Annotated in this window: 24 protein-coding genes; 13 read left to right on the top strand and 11 right to left on the bottom strand. The window is 32.1% G+C overall.

All coding sequences use genetic code 11. The features are described 5' to 3' along the window. Positions 1 to 23: 23 nt before the first annotated feature. The 11 genes from ACXIHB_RS12215 to ACXIHB_RS12165 form a co-directional block, all read right to left on the bottom strand. Positions 24 to 1,094, bottom strand: coding sequence for a hypothetical protein (locus ACXIHB_RS12215; protein WP_462098338.1), 1,071 nt, complete (start codon positions 1,092 to 1,094; stop codon positions 24 to 26). A 6-nt stretch (positions 1,095 to 1,100) separates the two neighbouring features. Continuing rightward, positions 1,101 to 1,676: a Pvc16 family protein gene (locus ACXIHB_RS12210; RefSeq protein WP_047790308.1), complete on the bottom strand. Its 576-nt coding sequence runs from the start codon at positions 1,674 to 1,676 to the stop codon at positions 1,101 to 1,103. Between the two features lie 282 nt (positions 1,677 to 1,958). After that, positions 1,959 to 2,852: a gliding motility-associated ABC transporter ATP-binding subunit GldA gene (gene gldA / locus ACXIHB_RS12205; protein WP_239178558.1), complete on the bottom strand. Its 894-nt coding sequence runs from the start codon at positions 2,850 to 2,852 to the stop codon at positions 1,959 to 1,961. 56 nt (positions 2,853 to 2,908) lie between these two features. Beyond that, positions 2,909 to 3,394 (bottom strand): dihydrofolate reductase, encoded by a 486-nt coding sequence (locus ACXIHB_RS12200; protein WP_462098337.1) that lies wholly within the window; start codon positions 3,392 to 3,394, stop codon positions 2,909 to 2,911. An 18-nt stretch (positions 3,395 to 3,412) separates the two neighbouring features. Further along, positions 3,413 to 3,598: a hypothetical protein gene (locus ACXIHB_RS12195; protein WP_047790311.1), complete on the bottom strand. Its 186-nt coding sequence runs from the start codon at positions 3,596 to 3,598 to the stop codon at positions 3,413 to 3,415. Positions 3,599 to 3,662: 64 nt separating this feature from the next. Continuing rightward, positions 3,663 to 4,487, bottom strand: coding sequence for a thymidylate synthase (locus ACXIHB_RS12190; protein WP_047790312.1), 825 nt, complete (start codon positions 4,485 to 4,487; stop codon positions 3,663 to 3,665). A 114-nt stretch (positions 4,488 to 4,601) separates the two neighbouring features. After that, positions 4,602 to 4,784 (bottom strand): hypothetical protein, encoded by a 183-nt coding sequence (locus tag ACXIHB_RS12185; RefSeq protein ID WP_047790313.1) that lies wholly within the window; start codon positions 4,782 to 4,784, stop codon positions 4,602 to 4,604. Between the two features lie 105 nt (positions 4,785 to 4,889). Then, complete coding sequence (locus ACXIHB_RS12180; protein ID WP_462098336.1) at positions 4,890 to 6,635, bottom strand: NupC/NupG family nucleoside CNT transporter; 1,746 nt, start codon at positions 6,633 to 6,635, stop codon at positions 4,890 to 4,892. Positions 6,636 to 6,650: 15 nt separating this feature from the next. Next, positions 6,651 to 7,259, bottom strand: coding sequence for a bifunctional nuclease family protein (locus ACXIHB_RS12175; protein WP_047790315.1), 609 nt, complete (start codon positions 7,257 to 7,259; stop codon positions 6,651 to 6,653). Positions 7,260 to 7,407: 148 nt separating this feature from the next. Beyond that, the gene (locus ACXIHB_RS12170) at positions 7,408 to 8,361 is read right to left on the bottom strand and encodes an electron transfer flavoprotein subunit alpha/FixB family protein (protein WP_462098335.1); all 954 of its coding nucleotides are present in this window, start codon (positions 8,359 to 8,361) and stop codon (positions 7,408 to 7,410) included. A 101-nt stretch (positions 8,362 to 8,462) separates the two neighbouring features. Continuing rightward, the gene (locus ACXIHB_RS12165; RefSeq protein WP_073182571.1) at positions 8,463 to 9,203 is read right to left on the bottom strand and encodes an electron transfer flavoprotein subunit beta/FixA family protein; all 741 of its coding nucleotides are present in this window, start codon (positions 9,201 to 9,203) and stop codon (positions 8,463 to 8,465) included. A 215-nt stretch (positions 9,204 to 9,418) separates the two neighbouring features. Between ACXIHB_RS12165 and ACXIHB_RS12160 the strand changes: the two genes are divergently transcribed. From ACXIHB_RS12160 to ACXIHB_RS12100, 13 genes are all read left to right on the top strand, one after another. Then, complete coding sequence (locus ACXIHB_RS12160) at positions 9,419 to 10,399, top strand: pyruvate dehydrogenase complex E1 component subunit beta (RefSeq protein ID WP_047790318.1); 981 nt, start codon at positions 9,419 to 9,421, stop codon at positions 10,397 to 10,399. A gap of 78 nt (positions 10,400 to 10,477) precedes the next feature. Continuing rightward, positions 10,478 to 13,006 (top strand): DUF5686 family protein, encoded by a 2,529-nt coding sequence (locus tag ACXIHB_RS12155; RefSeq protein ID WP_253679003.1) that lies wholly within the window; start codon positions 10,478 to 10,480, stop codon positions 13,004 to 13,006. Positions 13,007 to 13,110: 104 nt separating this feature from the next. Then, positions 13,111 to 13,638, top strand: a complete 528-nt coding sequence (locus tag ACXIHB_RS12150; protein WP_047790320.1) for an inorganic diphosphatase — start codon at positions 13,111 to 13,113, stop codon at positions 13,636 to 13,638. Positions 13,639 to 13,758: 120 nt separating this feature from the next. Beyond that, complete coding sequence (locus tag ACXIHB_RS12145; RefSeq protein ID WP_462098334.1) at positions 13,759 to 16,197, top strand: sodium-translocating pyrophosphatase; 2,439 nt, start codon at positions 13,759 to 13,761, stop codon at positions 16,195 to 16,197. Between the two features lie 229 nt (positions 16,198 to 16,426). Next, positions 16,427 to 17,743 carry an aminodeoxychorismate synthase component I gene (gene pabB / locus ACXIHB_RS12140; RefSeq protein ID WP_462098333.1) on the top strand — a complete coding sequence of 439 codons (1,317 nt, stop codon included), beginning with the start codon at positions 16,427 to 16,429 and terminating at the stop codon, positions 17,741 to 17,743. 66 nt (positions 17,744 to 17,809) lie between these two features. Continuing rightward, positions 17,810 to 18,322 (top strand): hypothetical protein, encoded by a 513-nt coding sequence (locus ACXIHB_RS12135; RefSeq protein ID WP_173359346.1) that lies wholly within the window; start codon positions 17,810 to 17,812, stop codon positions 18,320 to 18,322. Further along, positions 18,322 to 19,146, top strand: a complete 825-nt coding sequence (locus tag ACXIHB_RS12130; protein ID WP_462098332.1) for an alpha/beta hydrolase — start codon at positions 18,322 to 18,324, stop codon at positions 19,144 to 19,146. The genes ACXIHB_RS12135 and ACXIHB_RS12130 overlap by 1 nt, the downstream gene beginning before the upstream one ends. An 11-nt stretch (positions 19,147 to 19,157) precedes the next feature. Further along, on the top strand, positions 19,158 to 20,471 hold the full coding sequence (gene tilS / locus ACXIHB_RS12125; RefSeq protein ID WP_167712447.1) for a tRNA lysidine(34) synthetase TilS: 1,314 nt from the start codon (positions 19,158 to 19,160) through the stop codon (positions 20,469 to 20,471). Positions 20,472 to 20,496: 25 nt separating this feature from the next. Further along, entirely contained in the window at positions 20,497 to 22,461 is a 1,965-nt protein-coding gene (locus ACXIHB_RS12120) for a protein-disulfide reductase DsbD family protein (RefSeq protein WP_047790330.1), read from the top strand. A gap of 78 nt (positions 22,462 to 22,539) precedes the next feature. Continuing rightward, positions 22,540 to 23,112, top strand: coding sequence for a DUF4126 domain-containing protein (locus ACXIHB_RS12115; protein WP_073182562.1), 573 nt, complete (start codon positions 22,540 to 22,542; stop codon positions 23,110 to 23,112). A 32-nt stretch (positions 23,113 to 23,144) separates the two neighbouring features. Then, positions 23,145 to 23,507 carry a hypothetical protein gene (locus ACXIHB_RS12110; protein ID WP_253055408.1) on the top strand — a complete coding sequence of 121 codons (363 nt, stop codon included), beginning with the start codon at positions 23,145 to 23,147 and terminating at the stop codon, positions 23,505 to 23,507. Between the two features lie 39 nt (positions 23,508 to 23,546). Then, complete coding sequence (locus ACXIHB_RS12105) at positions 23,547 to 25,082, top strand: YifB family Mg chelatase-like AAA ATPase (protein WP_047790333.1); 1,536 nt, start codon at positions 23,547 to 23,549, stop codon at positions 25,080 to 25,082. 136 nt (positions 25,083 to 25,218) lie between these two features. Further along, positions 25,219 to 26,226, top strand: a complete 1,008-nt coding sequence (locus ACXIHB_RS12100) for a TlpA family protein disulfide reductase (protein ID WP_047790334.1) — start codon at positions 25,219 to 25,221, stop codon at positions 26,224 to 26,226. Positions 26,227 to 26,327 lie beyond the last annotated feature (101 nt).

Below are 26,327 nucleotides of genomic sequence, written 5' to 3'. Positions count from 1 at the left end.
TTGTTTTAAATTTTAATTTTTGTTTATATAAATACTTCCGAATAATAATCTTGTGATTCTTTCTTAATACTTTCAGGAGTAGGATTAGGGAAATAATAATCTTCTTGTGGTTCTGGTATAACGTCTTGTTTATCTACTTCTACACGCCCATTAAGTGTCAATGGTTTTTCTTCTGACGTAGTCATTACAAGGTTTTCACTTCTTTTTGTGTAACGCCAAAATGTATTCCTATTTTCAATGCAAATAGTAAACTCAGGAAACTCTTTTAGCAAGCATTGTTGTGATACGTCAAAGACTTCTGTTTCTTCATTCTTGGCTAATACTTCCTCTGTTAAATTGGTATTGTTGTCTCCTGATATCTGGATTTGAACAACACCTATTACCCCATTATTTTTAATTCTTTGCACAAAAGAATTGATGGCAACTATCACCTTTTGCTCTTCTTCATTTAGAGGAATGGCGTTCGTTATTTTAGTCTCTATAACATCTAATTCTGAAATATCAATGTTTGCTATAGTTACTAAGTTTGGCGTAGTTGTATCAAACTCCTTTTCTCTTTCTAGTTGATGTAAAAGCTTTCTTGTTTCGCTATCTGAAATCAAAAATGAGCTCCATTTTTTTACTTCTGAAATTGCTTCAAATAAATTGATTGCTGAGGAACTTTTGTTTGATAAGTAATATAGTTGCTCCTCCTTCTTTTCAATTATGTCTGAAAAATTTTCAAAATAAGGATGGTGTACTTTTAAGTAAAAAGTTAACGTTAGTGAATCAGATAAGGTAATTATTGGACTATATCTATCTACTTCTTGATTTCCTTCTTCTGTAGTTACTTTTATTGTTTCTGTTAGTACTCGAACTCCCTTTTTATGGTTTCTAAGTAATAGTCTGTGATTTTTTAAACTTTTTCTAGTTTCTTCAGTAGGTTGAATTGATAGAAACTTGCTGATATCATATTGTTCTTCTAAACGTTTTTTTTCTTCTTCTGTAAGAGGTGTTACTCCATTATTTCCTCCATTTAATTCGAAAAAAGTTCGTTCTCCTTCGTTTAGGAAGTAAGAGTGGTATATATTGATATTGAACAGTGTTTTATACATAATCTTTTAATTTTTAATTATTGATTGTTGTTCAATACCTGAGACTACTGTTCCTTCATTAGTTACAACATCCCTTTCTATTTCTAGTAATGTTATTTTGTAAAGTACAGATGGGTATTGCTTACCTCCTAAGGTTCCCCATATATAATTTAACTCTTCAAAAGAAGGTGTATATAGTTGGGTAATAAACTTAAACGTCTTTAAGTCTCCTAACCCATCTATACCTTCAAAGTTGGTGTTTTGATGTGTGAATACTTTTTTCCCCTGGAAAAAGGCTAATATTTTTGTTAAACTCTTTAAAGATTCAGCATAACTGGATTTATCTACACTGAATAAAACATAAAGGTTTAAATATACTTTTGGGTTTCTGTAACTAACTGTAGTTCCTTCTACACGATTATTAGAAGTATTTTTTAGCGCAAATTCTTCTTGTGTATTGATTAATGTTAATGAAATATCTGGAGTGTTTGCTGGGGAATTTCCATCTCCGTCAGCCATAGCTATATTTGATAGGTCTACAGCTTTTTCATCGAAATAATCATTTAATTCTTCGGTAATGATTTGTAATATTTCAAAAATCATTTTAATAGTAAGTTTGGTTAGTTTTGCTTGTAGATTGAAGGGTTAGCAATCAGACATTGTAAAATTAATCGCTCTTCCCAAGAGTAACCGCAATGAAAAACTCTTTTAAAAAAGTAGTTTCTCCTAAATATTTTCTAATAGAATTACAGGTAGTAAAAAGGGGGAAATCACCCTTACTTTTTTAAATAGTAAGGCTTAAATTTTGGAGATACCTAGTAAGTAAAACAAAAAACTCCTTACATAATGTATGCAAGGAGTCTTTCTTTTTAGGTTGTTATTTTTCTATTGAGTTAACTCTCTAAATAAACTTTCTAAGTTTTTATTTTCGGTATTTAATCCTAAAATTTTTAACCCATTTTCTTGTGCAAAGTCAAAAATTACTGGACGCATATCTTCTTTTGAATTAAAAACAAGTATCCAGTTATTTTCTAGAGTGTTTTTATACGATACTATATTAGGTAAGCGTTTTATAAATTGTTCTTCTAATTTATAATCAAACGTTACTTTAATTACTTGTTCATTATCTGTTTTAAGTTCTGAAATAGGTTTGTTAATTACTATTTCTCCTTTATTAATAATTATAACTCTGTCACACATTGCTTCTACTTCTTGCATAATGTGTGTAGATAGTAGTACTGTTTTATCTTTTCCTAGTTCTTTGATTAATTGACGTATTTCAACTAATTGATTTGGATCTAATCCTGTTGTTGGTTCATCTAGAATCAACACTTCTGGGTCATGTAGTATAGCCGCAGCTAAACCAACTCTCTGGCGATATCCTTTAGATAGTTGATTAATTTTCTTGTGTGCTTCAATCGTTAACCCTACTTTTTCAATAGTCTCATTAACCTTAGAGTTTTTTATATTGTGTAGAGATGCTTGAAACTGTAAATACTCTCGCACATACATATCCAGGTACAACGGATTATGCTCTGGTAAATAACCTATCTTTTTTTGTGCTTCAATAGGATTTGATATTACATCAATTCCACTTACCAATACAGTTCCTTCTGAAGGCTGAATAAACCCTGTTAAGATTTTCATTGTTGTAGATTTCCCAGCTCCATTGGGGCCTAAAAAACCAACTATTTCTCCTTTTTTTGCTGAAAAGGAAATATTATTTACTGCTTTTTGTGTTCCGTAAGTTTTTGATATTTCAGTAAGTTGTATTGACATTTTGAGTTTTCTGAGTATAAGGATGAAATTCTAAAACAAGTTTAGGATAACAAAAGTTAACGCTTCTCATAAGAAACGAAGCTATAGTCATATTTATTTTTTTCATCAGCTTTAAAATCTTCCCTTGCTACTTCTTTCCATATTTCCATATTTATTTCAGGGAAAAAAGCATCTGCTTCGAATTCGTGATGTATAAGAGTTATATCTAACCTATCAACTAAATTTTGTTCTAAAGCATCCTTATAAATTTGTGCTCCACCTATAATAAATACATCTTTTCCTTCAGTCAACTCTATAGCTTGCTCAATACTATTAGCCATTAAACAGCCATCAACAAAGTAATTATTGTTTCGAGTAATTATTATAGATGTACGATTAGGCAAAGGTTTTCCAATACTTTCAAAAGTATTTCGTCCCATTAAAATAGGATGCCCTGTAGTAACTTTTTTAAAGCGTTTTAAATCGGCAGGTAAGTGCCAAATTAAGTCATTATCTTTCCCTAAAGCATTGTTTTTTGCAATTGCAGCTATGAGTGTAATCATAAGTTTAGTTTGTGTGGCTTACATATTTTTCACCCATTCTTTAATATATCCTGTAAGATCTCTTTTCTCTGTTGTAGCCTCTTCAAAAGTTTCATTTTTCATGTTATCAACCAACGTGTGGATTGCTTTTAACACATTTTCATCATTAATTTCGGCTATTTTATCGTAGAGATCTTCTTTTAAAACATCAACGTCTATATTCATTTTTATAACTTTTTTAGTGATTTCTTACAAAGCTACTAAACAATATATATAAAATAAAGTTAAATTAGACTGCCACAACTCCTTTTATGTGAGGATGCGGATCGTAACCAACCAATTCAAAATCTTCAAAAGTAAAATCTTCAATATTTTTTATGGCTGAATTAATTTTCATTTTAGGAAGAGGTTTTGGTTCACGTGATAATTGCAACTCTAATTGCTCCATATGATTATTATATATATGGGCATCACCAAATGTGTGAATAAATTCTCCTGCTTCATAACCACAAACTTGAGCAACCATCATTGTAAATAAAGCATACGATGCAATATTGAAAGGAACTCCTAAAAATATATCTGCACTACGTTGGTATAATTGACATGAAAGTTTCCCATCTGCTACATAAAATTGAAAAAAGGCATGACATGGTGGAAGTGCTGCTTTACCATTCACTACATTTTCTGCAAATGACTTTGATGTATCTGGTAACACAGAAGGGTTCCATGCTGACACTAACATCCTACGGCTGTTTGGATTACTTTTTAAGGTTTCAATGACTTCTTTTAATTGATCTACTTCATCACTATTCCAATTACGCCACTGATGTCCGTACACTGGACCTAAATCACCATTTTCGTCAGCCCATTCATTCCATATACGTACACCATTTTCTTGCAAATACTTAATATTTGTATCACCTTTTATAAACCATAGTAATTCATAAATAATCGATTTTAGGTGTAACTTCTTAGTTGTTACCATAGGAAACCCTTCACTTAAATCAAATCGCATTTGATATCCAAAAACACTTTTAGTTCCTGTTCCTGTTCTATCTCCTTTCTCGTTTCCGTTTTCTAAAACGTGTTTTACTAAATCGTGATACTGCTTCATCCTTCTGCTTTTAATCGTTAAAATTCTTGAACTGTTTAACAACGTAAAAATAAAAAAGCATCTACAAAAAATGTAGATGCTTTTAAAATTATATTAATAAGTTATCAACTATAACTATGCCCAAACGCAAGTTCCGTTACTTTGACAGTAACCGTAGTCACAAAACTCTTGACCATTTGCAAATCTTGTACAACACATGCGTGTACCTTTACAATAGGTATAACGACCTCCGCTAACTTGGTTTTGCTCATTTTTTGATAACACTTTAATTCCTTTTAAACTTTTAAGTTTATTCATGATAGATTTAATTTGGGGGTTAATATTGGTATAAATATATCAAAAAAAAAGAATAAACAAAACTATTGTGTTAAAAAACAACCAATTACCTATAACCTTTTATTTTTATCCTATAATCATCCCTGCTATGGTTGCAGACATTAGCGAAGCAATTGTACCTCCAACTAGGGCTTTCATTCCAAACTCAGATAAATTTTTACGTTGACCTGGTGCTAAAGAACCTATTCCTCCTATTTGAATTCCTATAGAAGCAAAATTGGCAAAACCGCACAACATATACGTAGCCATAATTACTGACTTGTTATAGGTTAAATGTGTAGCGCTTGCTGCATTTTTTAAATCAGCTAACTGGATATATCCTACAAACTCACTTGCAGCTAATTTAATACCTAATAGCTGTCCCATTAATGCCATATCTTCTTTAGCAACACCAATTAACCACATTAAAGGAGCGAAAGCATAACCTAAAATAAATTCTAATGACAATGCATCATAAGGTGTAGTTCCTTCAATTAATTTATTCAAGGAAGTAAATTTCCAATCAAAATATTCAATTCCATCAAAACCTCCTATACTTCCTAAAATACCATTTATCATGGCTATAAAAGCAATAAAAACTAATAACATAGCTGCAACATTCATTGCCAATTGTAAGCCTTCAGTTGTTCCATTAGCTATAGCATCTAAAATATTTGAACCAATTTTTTCTGATGAAACCTGTACATCTGTATTTACTTCTTCAGTTTGTGGGTATAATATCTTGGAAATAATAATAGCTCCTGGTGCTGCCATTACAGATGCTGCTAATAGGTGTTTTGCATATAATAAGCGTAACGCTTCATCATCTCCTCCTAAAAACCCTATATAAGCTGCTAATACTGCTCCTGCTACGGTTGCCATTCCTCCTATCATTACTAACAAGATTTCAGAACGGTTCATTTTTTCTAAGTATGCCTTAATTAATAAAGGTGCTTCTGTTTGACCTAAGAAAATATTTCCTGCTACTGATAAACTTTCAGCTCCTGATATTTTTAAAAACTTAGATAATAACCAAGCTAAGCCTTTTACTACTTTTTGTATTAGTCCTAAATAAAACAATACTGATGTTAATGCCGAGAAAAATATAATGGTAGGTAGTACTTGAAAAGCAAAGATGAATCCAAAAGAATCCATATCAGCAACTAAACCGCTAAATAAAAACTCACTTCCTGCTCTTGTAAAGTCTAACACACTTACAAACAAGCCTCCAACTAGCTCAAATGTTTTTTGAACAAAAGGAACTTTTAAAACCCCAATTGCTATTAATAACTGAAAAGCCAACCCTAATCCTACTGTTTTCCAATCAATACCTCTTCGGTTTGCACTAAATAAAAAAGCAATAATTAGTAATGTTATCATCCCTAGAGCTCCTCTCCACAAACTTTGCATCGAAAAACCTTGACTTGGAATTATCTTTTTTGTTTTACTGACTACTTCTTCAACGTCTTTCCCTAAAACAACTATTGGTTCTGTTGTGAAATTATATAGTATGTTTTTTTCTGAGAGAGTTAAAACTTCATCTGTTAATTCAACCACGTTGTAATAACGAACTGTATCGTTGGGTTGCTTGTAGTTAAAAATTAATAAGTTGTTTTGATGAATATAGTTTCCTGAAGCTTGTAAACTATCTTTTTCTACTAAAGAGTATGTAAAGTTTCCTTCTGATAAAGTAAGAATATCTGTAGGATCTATAGAAACAATTGAATCTCCTTCTGTTGTTGTAATTGATGAGAAATTCCACTTTTTTTCAATGCTTTGGCCAAAAGTTATCATCGTAACGCAAAGCATTATGAAAGTAAATAGTTTCTTCATTTTTAATATTTTAAATTAAGAACGTTTGCTGATTTCATCACGAATTCTAGCTGCCAACTCATAATTTTCATTGGCTACAGCATCGTTAAGTTGTTCGTGTAATTCTTTAAGTGACAAGTGTGAGTAATTATCCTTTCCTTCTTCTTCTATTGAAAACTCGATTTCATCTTCATCAGATTCTAAATCTTCTTCAATTGTTAATTCTTCATCCATTTTTAGATAAATACCTGCTTTATCTAAAATGTTTTCATATGTAAAAATTGGAGCTTCAAATCGAACTGCCAATGCTATAGCATCTGATGTTCTTGTATCAATAACCTCTTCTATTCCTTCTCTTTCACAAATTAAGCTTGAATAAAATACTCCATCAACTAACTTGTGTATAATTACTTGTTTAACGGTGATAGAGAATCGATCAGAAAACGTTTTAAATAAATCGTGAGTAAGTGGTCTTGGTGGACGGATTTCTTTTTCTAAGGCTATTGCTATTGATTGTGCCTCAAACGCTCCTATGATTATAGGAAGTGTTCTGGTTCCCTCCATTTCACTTAGCACTAAAGCATATGCCCCACTTTGTGTTTGGCTATACGAAATCCCTTTTATAGTTAGTTTAATTAAACTCATGTACAATCAATCATCATAAAATACAAAAAAACTGTCTAAATTTAGGCCTTTTGCTTAAAATTTTAGACAGCCTTCTAAAGTGGGCACAATTTACTAAAAATTATGAGTTGAACTCTAATTTCTAGAAAAAGAAAAAATTACCACTATTTTATGCTTGTTTAAAAGCTTTTAATTTTTCTACTAACTGAGGTACAACTTCAAAAGCATCACCAACAATACCATAATCAGCAGCTTTAAAGAAAGGTGCTTCTGGATCTGTGTTAACAACTACTTTTACTTTAGATGCATTAATTCCTGCTAAATGCTGAATTGCACCTGAAATACCAATAGCTATGTATAAGTTTGAAGCTACAGGCTTACCAGTTTGACCAACGTGTTCGCTATGAGGACGCCATCCTAAATCAGATACAGGCTTAGAACATGCAGTTGCAGCACCTAAAACATCAGCTAACTCTTCAACCATTCCCCAGTTTTCAGGTCCTTTTAAACCTCTACCTGCAGAAACAACAATATCAGCATCAGCAATAGTAACTTTACCAGTTGCTCTATTAATATTTTCAGATTTCACTCCTAATTCAGGTAATGTAGCATCAAAACTCTCAGCAGAACCACTTACTGAATTTTCATGTGCTCCATAAGAATTTTTAGCAACACCTATTACTTTTTTCTCAGTTGAGATTTCTGTATTGTTGAATCCTTTATTTGAGAATGCTTTTCTCTTAACAACAAAAGGACTAGTGCTACTTGGTAATGCTACCGCATTTGAAGCATATCCAGCTTCTAAACCTACAGCAACTAATGGAGCTAAAGTTAACCCATCAACACTAGAATCGATAATTACCGTGTTAGCTCCTTTTGCTTCTGCTACTTGTTTAATAATTGAAGCATATGCTTTAGCATTGAATGAAGATAAGTCATTCTTTACCTCTACTACTTTCTCTGCTCCGTAAGTATATAATTCAGAAGCATCACCTCCATTAATAGTTAACACTACTAAGTCGCTTCCTAATTGTTCTGCTACTTTTTTTCCGTATGAAACAACTTCAAAAGCTGTTTTTTTGAATTTTCCTTCCGATGAATCGGCAAAAACTAATACAGACATATTTATTTATTTTTTAGTCGTTAGTGGTTAGTTTTTAATCATTAAACACTAACAAGTATTTTTATTCTTTCTTTTAAACTCTATTAAAACAGTTCAACTGATTAAATTACTTTTGCTTCGTTATGTAATAAATCAATTAAATCATCAACATTATCAACTAACTTAACCGCTCCTTTTGGTGCTGGTTTTTCAAAATTTTGAGTTGCTGTTGCTGCTGTTGCTCCAGTTGGCTCTACCACGTTTAATGGTTTTTTACGTGCCATCATAATACCTCTCATATTAGGAATACGTAAATCTTTTTCTTCTACGATTCCTTTTTGACCTGCTATTACCATTGGTAAAGTAGAAGATACTTTTTCTTCACCTCCATCAATCTCTCTATTTAAAGTAACATTTGTTCCGTCTACCTCTACACCAACACATCCATTAACAAAGTTAAAATCTAACAAAGAGGCTAACATTCCAGGAACCATTTGTCCGTTATAGTCTGCTGATTCTTTTCCTGCTAATACTAAATCATATCCTCCATTTTTAACAACTTCAGCTAATTCTTTAGCAACCATAAACCCGTCAGTCGGTTCAGCGTTTACACGAATTGCATCATCTGCACCAATCGCTAAAGCTTTACGTAAAGTAGGCTCTGTAGAAGCTCCTCCAACATTCACTACAGTTACACTCGCTCCTTGCTTTTCTTTAAACCACATGGCACGAGTTAAGCTAAACTCGTCGTATGGATTAATAACATATTGAACCCCGTTAGTATCAAACTTTGTATCGTTATCAGTAAAGTTGATTTTTGAAGTAGTATCAGGTACATGACTGATACAAACTAATATTTTCATATATATCGTTGTTTTAAAGAAACTTAATTTTATGCCACGAAGTTAAGGATTTTTTTTAATTTATTATGCGTGCATAATAAATTTTTTCCTTAACATTAATCAGTCTCAAAATTAAGGTATTATTATTACATAATCATTTGTTGTTTTTAAAACTACAATATTACCCCTATTTTTATTATTTTTGCACTCTTGATAAACAACTACTTATAAAACGTATGAAAACAGTACAATTTAGAGAAGCCGTTTGCGAAGCAATGAGCGAAGAAATGCGTAGAGATGAAAGCATTTATTTAATCGGTGAAGAAGTTGCTGAGTATAACGGAGCATATAAAGCCAGTAAAGGAATGCTAGACGAGTTTGGTGACAAACGTGTTATTGATGCTCCTATTGCCGAACTAGGCTTTGGTGGTATTGCTGTAGGATCAGCAATGAACGGTAACCGCCCTATTGTTGAGTATATGACTTTTAATTTCTCTTTAGTAGGAATTGACCAAATTATTAACAATGCTGCAAAAATCCGTCAAATGAGTGGTGGACAATTCAACTGCCCTATTGTTTTTCGTGGACCAACAGCTTCTGCAGGTCAATTAGCAGCAACCCACTCACAAGCTTTTGAAAGTTGGTATGCAAACTGCCCAGGATTAAAAGTAATTGTTCCTTCTAATCCATACGATGCTAAAGGTTTATTAAAAGCTGCTATTCGAGATGATGATCCAGTTATTTTTATGGAGTCTGAACAAATGTATGGTGATAAAATGGAAATTCCAGAAGGAGAATATATCATCCCTATTGGAGTTGCTGATATTAAAAGAGAAGGTACCGATGTTACGGTAGTTTCTTTTGGTAAAATTATTAAAGAAGCATACAAAGCTGCTGACGAATTAGCTAAAGAAGGTATTTCTATTGAAATTATTGATTTACGCACAGTTCGTCCGATGGATCATAAAGCTATTTTAGAGTCTGTTAAGAAGACAAATAGATTAGTTATTTTAGAAGAAGCTTGGCCATTTGGTAGTGTTTCATCAGAAATTACTTTTAGGGTACAAGACGAAGCATTTGATTATTTAGATGCTCCTATTAAAAGAATTACAACTGCCGACGCTCCTGCACCTTATTCTCCAGTATTATTGGAAGAATGGTTACCTAATGCGAATGATGTTATTTCAGCAGTAAAAGAAGTGATGTACCGCAAGTAATTGAAGAAAAAAGAAATTGAAAAAATAAATTAAAATCCTTTTGACTCAGGTCAAAAGGATTTTGTAGTAAAAAAAATAATGAAACATCTTCTTACCTTATTACTGCTACTAACTACCAGTATTTTAAGTGCACAATTAACTATACAAGGTAAAGTGGTTGACGAATTTGACACTCCTATGCCTTTCGTTAATGTAATTTTAAAAAACACCACTTATGGAACCACGACAGACGATAATGGAAAGTTTTTCCTAAAAACCAACAAATATAGGGGCACACTAGAAATTTCCTTTGTAGGTTTTCAAACTCACACTATTAAAGTGAGTCAAAAAACAAAGTTTTTGAATATTGTTTTAAAAGAAGAAAGTAATGAACTTGAAGAAGTTGTTATCGTTACCAAACCTAAAAAAAGGTTAAAGAAAAAAGAAAATCCTGCTTATAGAATTTTAAAAGAAATTTGGAAACGTAAAAGAAAAAATGGACTTGATTTAGTTGATCATTATCAATATAAAAAAAACACATCCATAGAAATAGGTCTTAATAATTTAGACACTCTTTTCTTAAAAAAGATATTTAAGAAAGAATACAAACAAGCACTTCAAGAAATAAAGTATGATAGCGACGGAATAAATTACTACATACCTATTTATTTAAATGAACAAGTTGCCAATGTGTATGGAGACAACAAAAATAATAATGTTAGAGAAGACATAGAGGCTGAGAAATCAGAAGGACTTAGCGCTCAGGGTTTTATTTTTGACCGAATGGCCAACACCTTTCAAAATATTGATGTTTTTAAAAACAACATTACATTACTTCAAAAGCCTTTTATCAGTCCTTTATCTACTGATGGTTTTTCTACATATGACTATGTTCTTTACGATAGTGTCGTAAACAACAATAAAAAGCTTTACAATATTTATTTCTTTCCAAGGCGCGATGGAGATTTGGCCTTTCAAGGTAATTTTTGGGTAGCTGACAAAAATTTTTCTATCAAAAAATTAAAAATGAAAGTTCATAAAAGTATTAATTTAAACTTTGTGAGAGGACTTAGCTTTGAAAAAGAATTTGAGGTACGAAACGACAGTATTTACATCCCTACCAAAAATGCCTATGAAGGTGATTTTACATTCATCGATAAAAACGAAAGCAATAAAGGATTAACAATTAAAAAAGATATTACTTTTAAGAATTATGTCTTAAACAAAGCTCTTCCTAAAAACTTTTATGAACAAACTATTGAGAAAATTAGACCTGATCAATATGAAAAAGAAGATTCTTACTGGAAAAATATTCAAACCGATGAAAGTAAAAAAACACACAAACTAATTGAAAGTGTTAAAGAAAAAAAACAAATAAAAAATTTAACAGGATTAATAAACACGGTAGCCAGTGGTTATATAAACACCAAACTAGGTGTTCAAATTGGACCTTTGTGGACTGCTTTTGCCAGTAACCAAGTAGAAGGCTTTAGAACTAAAGTTGGATTCAGAACCTTTGTAACCAAAGACGATCGTTTTCGTTTAGGTGGGCATATTGCTTACGGCTTTAAAGACGAACGAGTAAAATATGGTGCAGAAGCACGTTATCTTTTATCTTACAAACCTAGAATTGCCGTTGGAGTTGCATACCAAAACGATATTGAGCAACTCGGTAGTACTCTTTTAAACACAACACAACTTTTAGGAAGAAGCTTTGGAACAACTGCATTATTTTCAAGAGGAGACAATTTCTTTTTATCTGATGTTGAAAAAATAGCTGCAAACTTTGATTATCAAATTCAGCAAAACTTACATGTAGGTTTTAATTTTTCTCACTCAAAAATTAAATCAGCTTCTGAGAAAGATTTCTCTATGAATTACAGAGATGAAAACGGAAATATTCAATCACAAGTTACTGATGTGGCTTCTGATATTTATGTTTCTTTCACTCCCGGAAGGTTTGTATATGGACTGGGGGTAGAAAGGCGTTTTGGACGAAATGTATTCCCTACTTTTGTACTGAACTACCGAAGAGGTTACAAAGGACCTTTTAACGGAACTCACAGTTACGATAAAATTCAGTTTAAATACAGCCAACCTATTTTATTAAGTAAATTCGGAACTTTAGACGCTAGTTTTGAAGCTGGAAAAACATTTGGAACAGTTCCAGTTGCCTTATTAAGCCCTATCCCTGCCAACCAAACATTTTCTTTAGTTAAAGACACTTTCGCACTACTAAATTACTACGATTTTGTAGCTGATGAATATTTGGCAGGACATTTTGAACACCATTTTAATGGTTATATTCTAAATAGAATACCCCTATTAAAAAAACTAAAACTAAGAAGCTTAGTTTCTTTTAGAGCTGCTTACGGGAACATTTCTCAACAAAATAGAGCTATAAATGATGGATTAGTCAATAGTAGTGGAGCGCATAATGTTAACTATAACGCTCCAAACAAACTATATTACGAATACAGTGTAGGATTAGAAAATATTGGATATGGTAACTTACGTTTTCTGAGAATTGACGCTATTTGGAGAAGTAATTATACACCTCCTGCAGGATCAATTGTTGCTCCAACACCTAAATTTGCTATCCGTATTGGTATTAAACCCGGCTTATAATCATACATTTAACCATAAAATACCTTTGTTTTTTCTTTAAAAAAACTAATAAATCACTACTTTTGCAAACCGATTTTTAGAAAACGAAGAAAAGTTTAGAATATATGACCGCAAAAGAAAGAAAAACAGTTGATGTTTTAATTGAAATACCAAAAGGTAGTAGAAACAAGTATGAATACGATTTTGATTTAGGAAAAATTCGTTTTGACAGAATGTTATTCTCATCAATGATGTATCCTGGAGACTATGGATTTATCCCTCAAACTTTAGCGTTAGATGGTGACCCATTAGACGTATTAGTATTGGGTGCTGAACCAACTTTTCCTATGTGTGTTATGGAAGTAAAACCAATTGGTGTTTTCCATATGGCAGACGAAAAAGGGCCAGATGAAAAAATAGTTTGTGTCCCTGTTTCTGACCCAATTTGGAACAGATACAACGATATTACTGATCTAAATCCACACCGTCAAAAAGAAATCACTCACTTCTTCCAAGTATACAAAGACTTAGAAAAGAAAAAAGTTGATATTGGAGACTGGGGTAATGCTGATGAAGCCTACGAAATATTAGATAAATGTTTAGAGCGTTATGAAAATAGCGAACATAAAACAAATGGAGATTTTACTATCTAATTTATAAAAAAACTCCTTTTATAAAACAAAAAACCTCTCAGTTGCAACTGAGAGGTTTTTTGTTTAGTTATTGATTTTGTTATATTTACGAACACTTATAACTAATCAAATAACAATAACATGAAACAAAACATGATATATGTGCCTATTATTTTGGCACTTTTAGGACTCATTTTTATGTATATAAAAATGGTCTGGGTTAAAAAACAAGATGCAGGAAATGATAAAATGAAATCTATTTCAAAAAGTATTAAAGAAGGAGCTCTTGCTTTTTTAGCTGCCGAATATCGATTATTACTAATCTTTGTTATTATCGCTTCATTAGCCTTATTCGGAATCTCTCAGGTAATAGAAACAACAAGTATTATGATTGTTCCTGCATTTATCATCGGAGCAATATTTTCTGCACTCGCAGGAAACATAGGAATGCGAATCGCTACCGATGCTAATGCACGAACCGCAGAAGCTGCAAAAACTAGCCTGCCCCAAGCTTTAAAAGTATCTTTTGGTGGTGGAACCGTAATGGGGCTTGGTGTCGCTGGTTTAGCTGTTTTAGGTCTAAGTTTATTTTTTCTAATATTTGTTGGTCAATTTATTACAGATGGAGGTAACTTTTACAAAGAAATGACTGTTGTATTAGAAGCCTTGGCTGGATTTTCTTTAGGAGCTGAATCTATTGCTTTATTTGCTCGTGTTGGTGGAGGTATTTATACCAAAGCTGCCGATGTAGGTGCCGATTTAGTTGGAAAAGTAGAAGCAGGAATTCCTGAAGACGATCCTCGTAACCCAGCAACCATTGCAGATAACGTTGGTGATAATGTTGGTGATGTTGCAGGTATGGGAGCCGATTTGTTTGGTTCGTACGTAGCAACCGTACTAGCAGCCATGGTACTAGGAAACTATGTTATTAGAGATATGTCTATAACCTCACCTTTTTCTGATCCCTTTAACGGAATGGGACCTATTTTACTTCCTTTAGTAATTGCAGGAGTTGGTATTATTGCTTCCATTATTGGAACTTTTTTAGTAGGAATTAAGGATAATAGTGCAAAAGAAGCACAAGTACAAAAAGCACTAGATACTGGAAACTGGGTCGCTATTATTTTAACATTAATAGCTAGTTTCTTCTTGATTAAATGGATGCTTCCTCAAACAATGCAAATGAAGTTCTTCGGAGAAGGCTTTAAAGAAGTAGCAGCTATCAATGTGTTTTGGGCTGCCTGTATTGGTTTAGCTGTAGGAGCATTAATCTCAATGGTTACAGCTTATTATACCAGTTTAGGTAAAAAACCAGTGTTAGCTATCGTACAAAATAGCGCTACAGGTGCAGGAACCAATATTATTGCTGGTCTTGCGGCAGGTATGAAATCTACTTTTTTATCTGTTTTATTATTTGCAGCAGCTATTTATGGTTCGTATTATTTTGCAGGCTTTTATGGTGTTGCTTTAGCAGCTTCAGCAATGATGGCAACTACGGCAATGCAATTAGCTATTGATGCATTCGGTCCTATTGCAGATAATGCGGGTGGAGTTGCTGAAATGAGTGAATTAGAAGATCACGTCCGTGAACGTACCGACATATTAGACTCTGTAGGAAATACTACTGCTGCAGTTGGTAAAGGATTCGCCATCGCTTCCGCAGCTTTAACAGCCTTAGCTTTATTTGCTGCTTATGTGACTTTTACAGGAATTGACGGAATAAATATTTTTAAAGCTGATGTATTAGCAATGTTATTTGTTGGAGGAATGATTCCTGTTATATTCTCAGCATTAGCCATGCAATCGGTAGGAAAAGCAGCTATGGAAATGGTACATGAAGTACGTCGACAGTTTAGAGAAATCCCAGGAATTATGGAAGGAACGGGCACCCCTGAATATGCAAAATGTGTAGATATTTCAACCAAAGCTGCTTTAAAAGAAATGATTTTACCAGGCTTAATTACTATCATCACTCCAATTATTATCGGATTGGTTTTTGGTGCTGAACCTTTAGGTGGTTATATGGCAGGTGTTTGTGTGTCAGGTGTTATGTGGGCTATTTTCCAAAACAACGCTGGTGGTGCTTGGGACAATGCTAAAAAATCGTTTGAAGCTGGTGTTGAAATTAACGGAGAAATGACTTACAAAGGTTCTGATGCGCATAAAGCAGCCGTTACAGGTGATACTGTTGGTGACCCTTTTAAAGATACCTCTGGGCCATCAATGAATATTTTAATTAAACTTACGTGTTTAGTTGGTTTAGTTATTGCCCCAATATTAGGCGGACATACTTCTTCTGAAACACATGAAGAGACAGAAAATAGTAAAGTTTGGATTGACAAAAATGGTGAAAAACACGAAATAAAACTTTCTACTGATGCTGAATTTACTACAGAAAACAAGTTAGAAAACATCGTTAAAGTGAATATTGTAAAGAATGATGATGGTACTGCTAAAGCTACTATTACTACTACAACTGTTAAAAACGGTGAAGAAACAACTGAAGAAAAAACTTTTGAAGGTACTTTAGAAGAAGTTGAACAAAAAATTAAAGAGTACGAAAACTCAAAAAAAGAATAATACCAGTTATGATTTGAAATTATAGTAAAAGAAAATAATGATTTTTTTCTTTATTCAAGTTTCAAAAATCAAACATAGCCTTAGCTACGTTTTGTTTTTTAAATGATGAAGAAAGGGAAAAAGGGTGTTTTATTACGGTAATTTCAAGTTGTAAATGGTATAACCCCAAAATTATATAAAACCCAAACCCGATAGTAGTATTTCTATCGGGTTTCTTATTTTTGTGGCGATGTCAAGAACCGTCCGTATTTTTTCTATAGACACCCCTGAGCTCTTCAAGCAAAAGCTGTTTGTTTGGGCTAAACAATTTGAAACAGCTATTTGGCTAGATTCTAACAATTACGAGCAACAATATAGCTCTTTCGATTGTGCTTTAGCTGTAGAAGAGTTTACTTCTATTAAAACAGATTACTATAATGCTTTTGATAAACTAAAAGAATATCAATCTTTCACCAAAGACTATATCTTTGGCTACATTAGTTACGATGTTAAAAATGATACTGAAAGACTAAGTTCAAACAACTTTGACGGACTTCATTTTCCTGACTTGTATTTTTTTCAGCCTCAAAAATTAATTTTCATCAAAGGAAGTTCTGTTGAGTTTCATTACTTACAAATGATTGATGATGAATTAGAAGAAGATTTTGAAGATATTATTGAAACAAACCCTTCTATTAATAATTATCAACAAGAAGAAACAGATGAAGTAAAAATAAAACTACGTATCCATAAAGATGAATACTATCAAAAAGTAGAAAAAGTATTAGAACATATACATAGAGGAGATATTTATGAAGCTAACTTCTGTCAAGAATTCTATGCAGAAAACACAGTTATAAACCCCTATAAAGTATACACACAATTAAACAAAATATCGGAACCTCCATTTGCTACTTTTTTCAGAAACGACAATCATTACCTACTATCTGCAACTCCCGAACGATATATTAGAAAAGAAAATTCTAAAATTATTTCGCAACCTATTAAAGGGACAGCAAAACGTTTGATTGACCCGATTGAAGATGAAAAAATAGCTTTTGATTTAGCTCGTGATGAAAAAGAACGGTCAGAAAATATTATGATTGTAGATTTAGTTCGTAACGACTTATCAAGAACAGCTAAAAAAGGAAGTGTCCAAGTAGAAGAACTATGTAAAGTATATTCGTTTAAGCAAGTACATCAAATGATTTCTACCGTAGTTTCAGAAATTGAAAATACCACACATCCAGTTGATGTAATTAAAGATACTTTTCCTATGGGAAGTATGACCGGAGCTCCAAAAATTTCTGCCATGAAAATCATTGAAGACCTAGAAGAAACCAAACGTGGCCTATACTCTGGAACCGTAGGCTATTTTACTCCAAATGGCGACTTCGATTTTAACGTAGTTATCCGAAGTATTTTATACAATTCCGAGAACAAATACGTTTCATACTCAGTTGGTGGGGCTATTACAGCAAAATCTACTCCAGAAAAGGAGTATGAAGAATGTTTACTCAAAGCCAAGGCTATGAAATATGTTTTAACGCACACTAACAAAAGTTAACTATATTTATAGCAAATACTCAGAAAAAGTATTTCTAATCAAAAAACTATTACAAAAAATAAAGAGATGAAAAACACAATTAAACTTATACTATTCGTTGCTATTATTGCATCAATGACGTCTTGTAAAGCAAACAAGTATTCATTTTTAAACGACTATCCTACTAAAAATGTTCCTTTGGTTGATAGTACAAACTTTAGCAATCATGTAGAGGGTAAATTATTAACAAAACCACAACAAAAGCTTTTAAAACTTCCTTCAATTTTTGAAGAACAATTAGATGAAGAGAACGCTAAAATTGGTATTTCTTATCTTCCTAAAATATCAGAAAACTTTCAATCAGTAGTATATTATTTCTATCCAAATAATACTGAGTTAATCTCTATGCTGGTAACTTACGATAAACAATTTAATATAATTAATAGTCAAGTATTGGCTTATGACGAAATTGCGGAAGGAATGTTAAAAACCACCTCTACTCTTAATAAAAATAGTATTGAATTAGTTGAATATATTTCTGACTCTCCTTCTACTATTATTTTTAATATTTTAGAAGACGGAAACATTACAAGAGACTAATGACACACCATACATTCACATTCAATTTTCATAAAACTGAGTTTTTTGGTCAGTATTGGCAACCAGAAACTGTAAAAGCCATAGTGGTAATTGTTCACGGAATGGGAGAACATTCTGGAAGGTATAAACATGTTGCAAAAAAACTAACCGATAATAATTTTGGTGTAGTTACTTTTGATCATTTTGGTCATGGAAAAACAACAGGGAAAAGAGGACACAATCCAGGGTATAATTATGTATTAAAAAGTGTTACTAAACTTATTGAAAAAACTAAAGAGGTTTTTGGTGATAAACCTACGTTTTTATATGGGCACTCTATGGGAGGCAACACTGTAATTAATTACACTCTAAGAGAAAAACATCATCTAAACGGCGTTATAGCTACCAGTCCTTTTTTACGTTTAGCTTTTCAGCCACCTGCTTGGAAGCTTTCGTTAGGAAAAGTAATGCAAAAAATAGCTCCTTCAGTGACTTTAGGAAATGAGTTAGATGCTAACGATGTATCTCGTGATCCTGTTGAAGTTGAAAAGTATAGTAATGACCCATTAGTTCATGATAAGGTGAGCCCTAATTTTTCTTTATCATTTATTGATGCTGGTGAATGGGCTATTAATAATGCATCTTCTTTAAAAACTCCAATGTTATTATTACACGGTACAGGTGATAAAATTATTGATTATAAAGGCACGGAGGCTTTTGCTAACAATACGCCTAAAGCTAGTATAAAACTATACGAAGGAGGATATCATGAGTTACAAAATGACTTATGTAAAGAAGAAATGTTACAAGATGTTGTAAGCTGGTTAAACACTCAATTACAATAATTATTATTCACATGCTCCAACAATTAGCAAAACATATTGACGAACAATTTTCTTTTTTAAAAGAAAAAAAGTTACTAATTGCTATTTCTGGGGGAGTTGATAGTGTTGTACTAACACACCTCTTACATCAACTACAGTTTAATATTTCGTTAGCACACTGTAATTTTCAACTAAGAGGAAAAGAAAGTGATTTAGATGAACTCTTTATTAAAGAGTTAGGAAAAAGTTTGAACATTCAAACATTTACAACACGCTTTAACACTAATGAATATGCTACTAAAAATAAATTATCAACACAACTAGCAGCAAGAGAGTTACGTTACAGTTGGTTTGACTCCCTAAGTAAAGAAAATAATTTTGATTATATATTAACAGCCCATCATGCTGATGATAATTTAGAGACATTTTTAATTAATCTCTCTCGAGGTACTGGTTTAGAAGGCTTAACAGGAATTCCTTCAATTAATAAAAATATCATTAGACCTTTACTTATTTTTTCTCGTGAAGAGATTATAACCTTTGCCAAAAAAAATAATATTGAATGGCGTGAAGATGAAAGTAATTCAGAAACCAAATATCTTCGAAATAAAATACGCCACCAGATTGTACCTACACTAAAAGAATTGAATGACAGCGTTTTAAAAAACTTCAATAAAACAATTGATCATTTAAAAGAGTCTCAACAAATTATTGATGATAAAATAGCGGACATTACCCATGAAATTGTCTCAAAAGAGGGAGATTTATTAAAAATAAATATTGAAAAACTGTTAAAGTTATCCAACCCAAAAGCATACCTCTACCAGCTGCTAAAGTCCTATAAATTCACGGAATGGAACGATGTTTACAACTTGATTTATGCACAATCTGGCAAGCAGATTTTAACAAAATTTTATACTTTGTTGAAAGACAGAGATTTTTTATTACTTTTACGCACTAATGAAAAAAGTTCCTTTGAAAAGGAATATTTCATTATTAGGGAGGAAAACAAAGAAATTACAGCACCGATAAAGCTGCAACTAAAAAAAGTTCTAAAAAAAACTAACATTAATAAAGAAAACATTTATGTTGATTATGAACTTCTTAACTTCCCTCTAAAACTCAGACGGTGGAAATCCGGCGACTTTTTTTATCCTAAAGGAATGATAGGTCGAAAAAAAGTAAGTAAATATTTTAAAGACGAAAAAATATCAATTGTAAACAAAAATAAAATTTGGTTGCTCTGTTCTAGTAAAAACGAAGTTATTTGGATAGTAGGAAAACGACAAGATAGACGCTTTTTACCAACAGAAAAAACAACCAAACTATTAAAAATTAGTATTTAATTAACCCCATCAAACTACATATAGAATGAAAAAATTCTTTACTCTATTTTTATTATTCATAGGTTTAGCGGTTTATTCTCAATCTGACGATAACCCCGTAGTTGTTACTCCTAAGGTAGAGAAAATCTCTGATACTGAGTACGACTTAATTTTTGACGTGTTAATTGCTGAAGACTGGCATTTATATTCTCAATATAACCCTGAAGATGCTTCACTACCTATGACAATTGCACCAGCAGAAGGACAATCTGGATATACCTTAAATGGTAAAGCAAAAGAAAGTGAAACAGAAACTCAGTTTAGTGAAATCTGGGGAAAAGATGAAATCTTCTTTGTTGACGAAGGTAAGTTAATTCAAAGAATTACTGTTTCAGACTCAACTTTAACAAAAGTTACATTAAATCTTGATGCCCAAGTTTGTAAAGAATACTGTTTACCTTTTGATGAAGATTTTACATTTTCTTTAACAGGTGAAAAAGTAGCACAAACAGTTGCTGAAGTTGATGACAAAAGTAAAGAACTATCTCAAACTTTAAATTTAGACTTAAAAAATACAATTTTATTAAAAAGCTCAACAGACACAAATACTGGTGAAGAAGAGGAAGATAATAGTCTTTTAAATATTTTCCTATTAGGTTTTGTTGGTGGATTATTAGCTTTCCTAACTCCATGTGTATTTCCAATGGTTCCTTTAACTGTATCGTTTTTCACAAAACGTACAGAAAAAAGAGGAAAAGGTGTTGGTAGCGCTATCCTATACGGTTTTTTCATCGTATTAATTTATGGTTTAATAAGTCTTCCTTTTCATTTCTTAGATACTTTAGATCCTGAAATATTAAATAGTATTTCAACAAACATATGGTTAAACCTATTTTTCTTTGTAATACTAATATTTTTTGCAGGTTCATTCTTCGGTTTTTATGAATTAACACTACCTAGTTCTTGGAGTAATAAAGCAGATAGCGCTTCAAATGTTGGAGGCGTTCTTGGAGTTTTCTTCATGGCATTAACTTTAGCTATTGTATCATTTTCTTGTACAGGACCTATTTTAGGTTCATTATTAGCAGGATCATTAAGTGGAGGAGCAATGCAATTATCTGTAGGTATGGTTGGTTTTGGTTTAGCATTAGCTTTACCTTTTGCTCTTTTTGCGATGTTCCCTAACTGGTTAAACACATTACCAAAATCTGGTGGATGGTTAAATACTGTTAAAGTTGTTTTAGGATTTATTGAATTAGCTTTTGCATTTAAATTCTTATCAAATGCTGATTTAGTAGGACACTGGGGAATACTAAAAAGAGAAATTTTTATTGGAATATGGGCTTTAATTGCGTTCCTTTTAGCACTGTACTTATTTGGTTTCATAGGAAAAAGGTATGGTAAAATGACCTTATTTAGAGTTTTAGTAGGAATTGGAGCCTTAGCTTTAGCAGTATACTTAGCTCCTGGTGTAATGGAAAACCCTTCTTGGAGTCAAAATAAATTATTAAGTGGGTTTGCTCCACCTAAATTCCATAGTATATACAAAAAAGACAATCAATGTCCTTTAAACTTAAACTGTTTTAAAGATTTTGATGAAGGTATAGCTTACGCAAAATCTGTTAACAAGCCTGTTTTATTAGATTTTACAGGATGGGCATGTGTTAACTGTCGTAAAATGGAAGAAAACATATGGAGTCAACCAGATATCTACTCATTAATAAATGATGATTATGTATTAATTTCATTATATGTTGATGATCATCAAAGAATGTTACCAGAAGAAGAGCAATTTGATTTTATTAAATCTAATGGGAAAGTAAAAAGAATTAGAACCTATGGTGATAAATGGGCTACTTTCCAGTCTGCTAACTTTAAAACAGCTTCTCAACCATTTTATGTACTAATGAGTCCTGAACTTGAAATATTAAACTCACCTCAACAATATACAGATCACGGAACATACTATAATTGGTTAAAAACTGGTTTAGATAGATTTAACTCTAACTAATTATAATATAAATATTATATATTTAAAAGCCTCTTTTTTAAAAAAGAGGCTTTTTTTATATCTTTCAATAAAAAATATATGACACCAGAAACTATTATCAGCATATTTTTAGGAATTGGCTTAGCTGCTTCCGTAGGGTTTAGAGTATTTTTACCTCTATTTACGTTAAGCTTAGCAGGATATTACAATGTTATTCCATTAAATGAAAACTGGCTGTGGGTAGCAAGTACCCCTGCTATTATAGCATTAGGTGTAGCTACAATATTAGAAATATTTGCATATTATATTCCTTGGTTTGACAACTTACTCGATACCATAGCTGTTCCGTTAGCCGCAATTGCAGGTACTGCAGTAATGGTTTCAACTGTGGCAGATTTATCACCAGTTATTACTTGGGCTTTAGCAATTATTGCTGGTGGCGGAACAGCATCAGCTATAAAGGGCACTGCTGCTTCTACTCGACTTACTTCTACAGCAACAACTGGAGGAGTTGCCAATCCAATTATTTCAACCGTAGAAACAGGCACCTCGTTAGTTATGTCTGCATTTTCTATTTTTTTCCCTATACTGGCTATTATTCTAGTTATTTTGATTTTTATTAGTATACGTAAAATGTTTAAATACATTTTTTCTAAATCAAAAAAGGTATAATTATTGGTGTTATTTTTATAAATCTAACTTTTTTGAAAAATAATATTACTACCATCTTTTTAATTACCGTCATACTTTCTACTTCAGCGCAAGAAATTAAGAAAAAAGAGAAGGCCCCTGGAAGTATTTATACTTTCTCCAATACCTATTCTACTTTTTATGATTCATCAACAGTTAATAAAAATTTAGATTTAAATGGATTATCTTTTTTTATTGTAAATCAACAAGACATTGATAACAATTCTTTCTCTATTCCATTTGATAAACTAAATAAAAAACCTACTTCTTTTATTTATGATGACTATATAGATTATCAAAATAACAACCTTTTAAAAGGGTTCTTAAAAAAGAATGATCCAACTCATTGGAGTCCACAGCAAATACAATTACAATAAGTTTTATTTTTTCTCTATCTTTAGCGAAAAGAGAAAAATATGCTAGTAAAAGTCTATGGAAGTGCTGTTTTTGGTATTGAAGCAACCACAATTACTGTTGAAGTTAATATTGATAAAGGTATAGGATATCATTTAGTTGGATTACCCGATAAAGCTGTAAGTGAAAGTTCGTATCGAATCTCTGCCGCTTTAGCTAATAACAGTTACAAACTCCCTGGAAAGAAAATCATTATTAACATGGCACCAGCCGATATTCGTAAAGAAGGTGCTGCCTACGATTTAACTTTAGCTATTGGTATTTTGGCTGCCTCCAATCAAATAAAATCAGAACAGATTGATGAATATATTATTATGGGAGAACTTTCTCTTGATGGAAGTTTACAACCTATAAAAGGAGCTCTACCTATTGCTATTAAGGCTCGTGAAGAAGGATTTAAACACTTTATCCTTCCAAAAGAAAATGCCAAAGAGGCTGCTATAGTTAATGACTTAAATGTTCTTGGGGTAGACAATATTATGGAAGTTATAAACCATTTTGATGGTAACAAACTAATTGAACCTACAACCGTTGACACCCGCGCTGAATTTTACAAGCATATTGACTTTCCTGAGTTTGATTTTGCTGATGTAAAAGGACAAGAATCTATAAAACGTTGCATGGAAATTGCCGCTGCTGGTGGACATAATATCATTCTTATTGGACCTCCAGGAGCAGGTAAAACAATGTTAGCAAAACGTTTGCCATCCATTCTTCCTCCTATGACCTTACATGAAGCCTTAGAAACCACTAAAATACATTCAGTGGTAGGAAAAGTAAAAAATACTGGCTTAATGTATCAACGTCCCTTTCGCTCACCACATCATACAATTTCAGATGTTGCGCTCGTAGGTGGAGGACAATACCCACAACCTGGAGAAATATCTTTGGCACATAATGGTGTTTTATTTTTAGATGAACTTCCCGAATTTAAGCGTACCGTTTTAGAGGTAATGCGTCAACCTTTAGAAGATAGAGAAGTTACTATATCACGTGCGCGTTTTACCGTAAACTATCCTAGTAGTTTTATGTTAGTTGCTAGTATGAATCCGAGTCCTTCTGGATATTTCAACAATCCCGACTCACCGGTTACCTCCTCTCCTGCCGAAATGCAACGTTATTTAAGCAAAATTTCTGGTCCCTTGTTAGACAGAATCGATATCCACATTGAAGTAACACCAGTACCTTTTGATAAGCTTTCTGATGAACGAAAAGGAGAAAGTAGTGTAGACATTAGAAAAAGAGTTACCCTTGCTCGTGAAATACAAACAACTAGATTTAAAAACCTTGAAAACATTCATTACAACGCACAAATGAATGTAAAGCAAATTCGTGAATTTTGTAAATTATCAGAAGAAAGTAAAAGCTTATTAAAAGTGGCCATGGAAAAGTTAAACCTATCAGCTAGGGCTTATGACAGAATTTTAAAAGTATCTCGTACCATTGCCGATTTAGCTTCTTCCGAAAATATACTATCCGAACATATTACCGAAGCAATTCAGTATAGAAGTCTAGATCGTGAAGGTTGGTTAGGATAATTATAAAGTTAAAATTCAATAAAGTATACAACTTTAAGACAGTTAGTGAAATGTTAAAAAATTGTGCTTTCATATAAAATCACTAATTTAGGCCTTTATTTAAAAAGCTAAACAGCAAAATTAAACATACACCCTAATGAAAAAATTAGTTTACTTATTGGCATTTTCTATTGCCTTAGTTTCATGTAAAGAGAAACAAAAAGATTATGTGACTTTTTCTGGAAAAATTACCAACAAAAACTCTGAAACAGTTACTATTTCTAACCCTCAATTTAAATTCAACAAAGTAATTAAAGTTGGTGAGGATGGAACTTTTAAAGATACTATGAATGTAAAAGATGGTTTCTATAGATTTTTTGATGGTAAAGAATATACTGCTTTATACTTAAAAAACGGAGCCGATATTAATATGACGATTGATGCTAAAAAATTTGACGAAACTATAACTTATACAGGGGTTGGTTTTGAAGAAAGTGCTTTTTTAGCTAAAGCTTCATTAGAGCAAAAGAAATTATTTGAAGATAAAGAATTAATGAATTTACCAGAGTTAGACTTCAGATCTAAAGTTTCTAATTTTGTTGATGATTTTAACAAAAGATTTGAAGGAGCCTCATTAGACTCTACTTTTGTAGCAAGTCAAAAACAAAGTATTGCTGGTTTAGAAAATTACTTAACTAAAATGTATAACGACAAGCAATACATTACTAAAAAATTAGCTAAGGGTGCTGAATCTCCTAAGTTTGTTAATTACGAAAACAATGCTGGTGGTACTACTTCTTTAGATGATTTAAAAGGTAAGTATGTGTATATCGATTTATGGGCTACTTGGTGTCAACCATGTAAAAATGAAATTCCTTTCTTAAAGAAAGTTGAAGAAAAATATCACAATAAAAACATCGAGTTCGTAAGTATTTCTGTTGACAGACAAAAAGACTATGAAACTTGGAAAAAAATGATTGTTGATAAAGAATTATCAGGAGTACAATTATATGCTAAAGAAGATAAAGCTTTCATGGATGCGTATAGAGTATCAGGAATTCCAAGATTTATTTTATTAGATCCAGAAGGAAAGATTATAGACTCTAATGCTCCAAGACCTTCTAATCCTAAATTAGTTGAGTTATTTGAATCATTAAATATCTAGTCTTAAAAGACATTTTATAATAAAAAGCCTGCAAATTTGCGGGCTTTTTTATTCCTTACATTATTCTTCTTTAGATTGATTAAAAATAATTATATTTGCGG

The sequence above is a fragment of the Tenacibaculum sp. IMCC1 genome (assembly GCF_054906355.1).
The sequence above is the reverse complement of the archived record's forward strand: the minus strand, read 5'-3'. Positions and strand labels throughout refer to the sequence as shown.

What these genes read in the sequence shown, in the direction of transcription:
- ACXIHB_RS12215 (WP_462098338.1), bottom strand. Translation starts at nt 1,094, where the DNA reads ATGTATAAAACACTGTTCAATATCAATATATACCACTCTTACTTCCTA.
- ACXIHB_RS12210 (WP_047790308.1), bottom strand. Translation starts at nt 1,676, where the DNA reads ATGATTTTTGAAATATTACAAATCATTACCGAAGAATTAAATGATTAT.
- gldA (WP_239178558.1), bottom strand. Translation starts at nt 2,852, where the DNA reads ATGTCAATACAACTTACTGAAATATCAAAAACTTACGGAACACAAAAA.
- ACXIHB_RS12200 (WP_462098337.1), bottom strand. Translation starts at nt 3,394, where the DNA reads ATGATTACACTCATAGCTGCAATTGCAAAAAACAATGCTTTAGGGAAA.
- ACXIHB_RS12195 (WP_047790311.1), bottom strand. Translation starts at nt 3,598, where the DNA reads ATGAATATAGACGTTGATGTTTTAAAAGAAGATCTCTACGATAAAATA.
- ACXIHB_RS12190 (WP_047790312.1), bottom strand. Translation starts at nt 4,487, where the DNA reads ATGAAGCAGTATCACGATTTAGTAAAACACGTTTTAGAAAACGGAAAC.
- ACXIHB_RS12185 (WP_047790313.1), bottom strand. Translation starts at nt 4,784, where the DNA reads ATGAATAAACTTAAAAGTTTAAAAGGAATTAAAGTGTTATCAAAAAAT.
- ACXIHB_RS12180 (WP_462098336.1), bottom strand. Translation starts at nt 6,635, where the DNA reads ATGAAGAAACTATTTACTTTCATAATGCTTTGCGTTACGATGATAACT.
- ACXIHB_RS12175 (WP_047790315.1), bottom strand. Translation starts at nt 7,259, where the DNA reads ATGAGTTTAATTAAACTAACTATAAAAGGGATTTCGTATAGCCAAACA.
- ACXIHB_RS12170 (WP_462098335.1), bottom strand. Translation starts at nt 8,361, where the DNA reads ATGTCTGTATTAGTTTTTGCCGATTCATCGGAAGGAAAATTCAAAAAA.
- ACXIHB_RS12165 (WP_073182571.1), bottom strand. Translation starts at nt 9,203, where the DNA reads ATGAAAATATTAGTTTGTATCAGTCATGTACCTGATACTACTTCAAAA.
- ACXIHB_RS12160 (WP_047790318.1), top strand. Translation starts at nt 9,419, where the DNA reads ATGAAAACAGTACAATTTAGAGAAGCCGTTTGCGAAGCAATGAGCGAA.
- ACXIHB_RS12155 (WP_253679003.1), top strand. Translation starts at nt 10,478, where the DNA reads ATGAAACATCTTCTTACCTTATTACTGCTACTAACTACCAGTATTTTA.
- ACXIHB_RS12150 (WP_047790320.1), top strand. Translation starts at nt 13,111, where the DNA reads ATGACCGCAAAAGAAAGAAAAACAGTTGATGTTTTAATTGAAATACCA.
- ACXIHB_RS12145 (WP_462098334.1), top strand. Translation starts at nt 13,759, where the DNA reads ATGAAACAAAACATGATATATGTGCCTATTATTTTGGCACTTTTAGGA.
- pabB (WP_462098333.1), top strand. Translation starts at nt 16,427, where the DNA reads ATGTCAAGAACCGTCCGTATTTTTTCTATAGACACCCCTGAGCTCTTC.
- ACXIHB_RS12135 (WP_173359346.1), top strand. Translation starts at nt 17,810, where the DNA reads ATGAAAAACACAATTAAACTTATACTATTCGTTGCTATTATTGCATCA.
- ACXIHB_RS12130 (WP_462098332.1), top strand. Translation starts at nt 18,322, where the DNA reads ATGACACACCATACATTCACATTCAATTTTCATAAAACTGAGTTTTTT.
- tilS (WP_167712447.1), top strand. Translation starts at nt 19,158, where the DNA reads ATGCTCCAACAATTAGCAAAACATATTGACGAACAATTTTCTTTTTTA.
- ACXIHB_RS12120 (WP_047790330.1), top strand. Translation starts at nt 20,497, where the DNA reads ATGAAAAAATTCTTTACTCTATTTTTATTATTCATAGGTTTAGCGGTT.
- ACXIHB_RS12115 (WP_073182562.1), top strand. Translation starts at nt 22,540, where the DNA reads ATGACACCAGAAACTATTATCAGCATATTTTTAGGAATTGGCTTAGCT.
- ACXIHB_RS12105 (WP_047790333.1), top strand. Translation starts at nt 23,547, where the DNA reads ATGCTAGTAAAAGTCTATGGAAGTGCTGTTTTTGGTATTGAAGCAACC.
- ACXIHB_RS12100 (WP_047790334.1), top strand. Translation starts at nt 25,219, where the DNA reads ATGAAAAAATTAGTTTACTTATTGGCATTTTCTATTGCCTTAGTTTCA.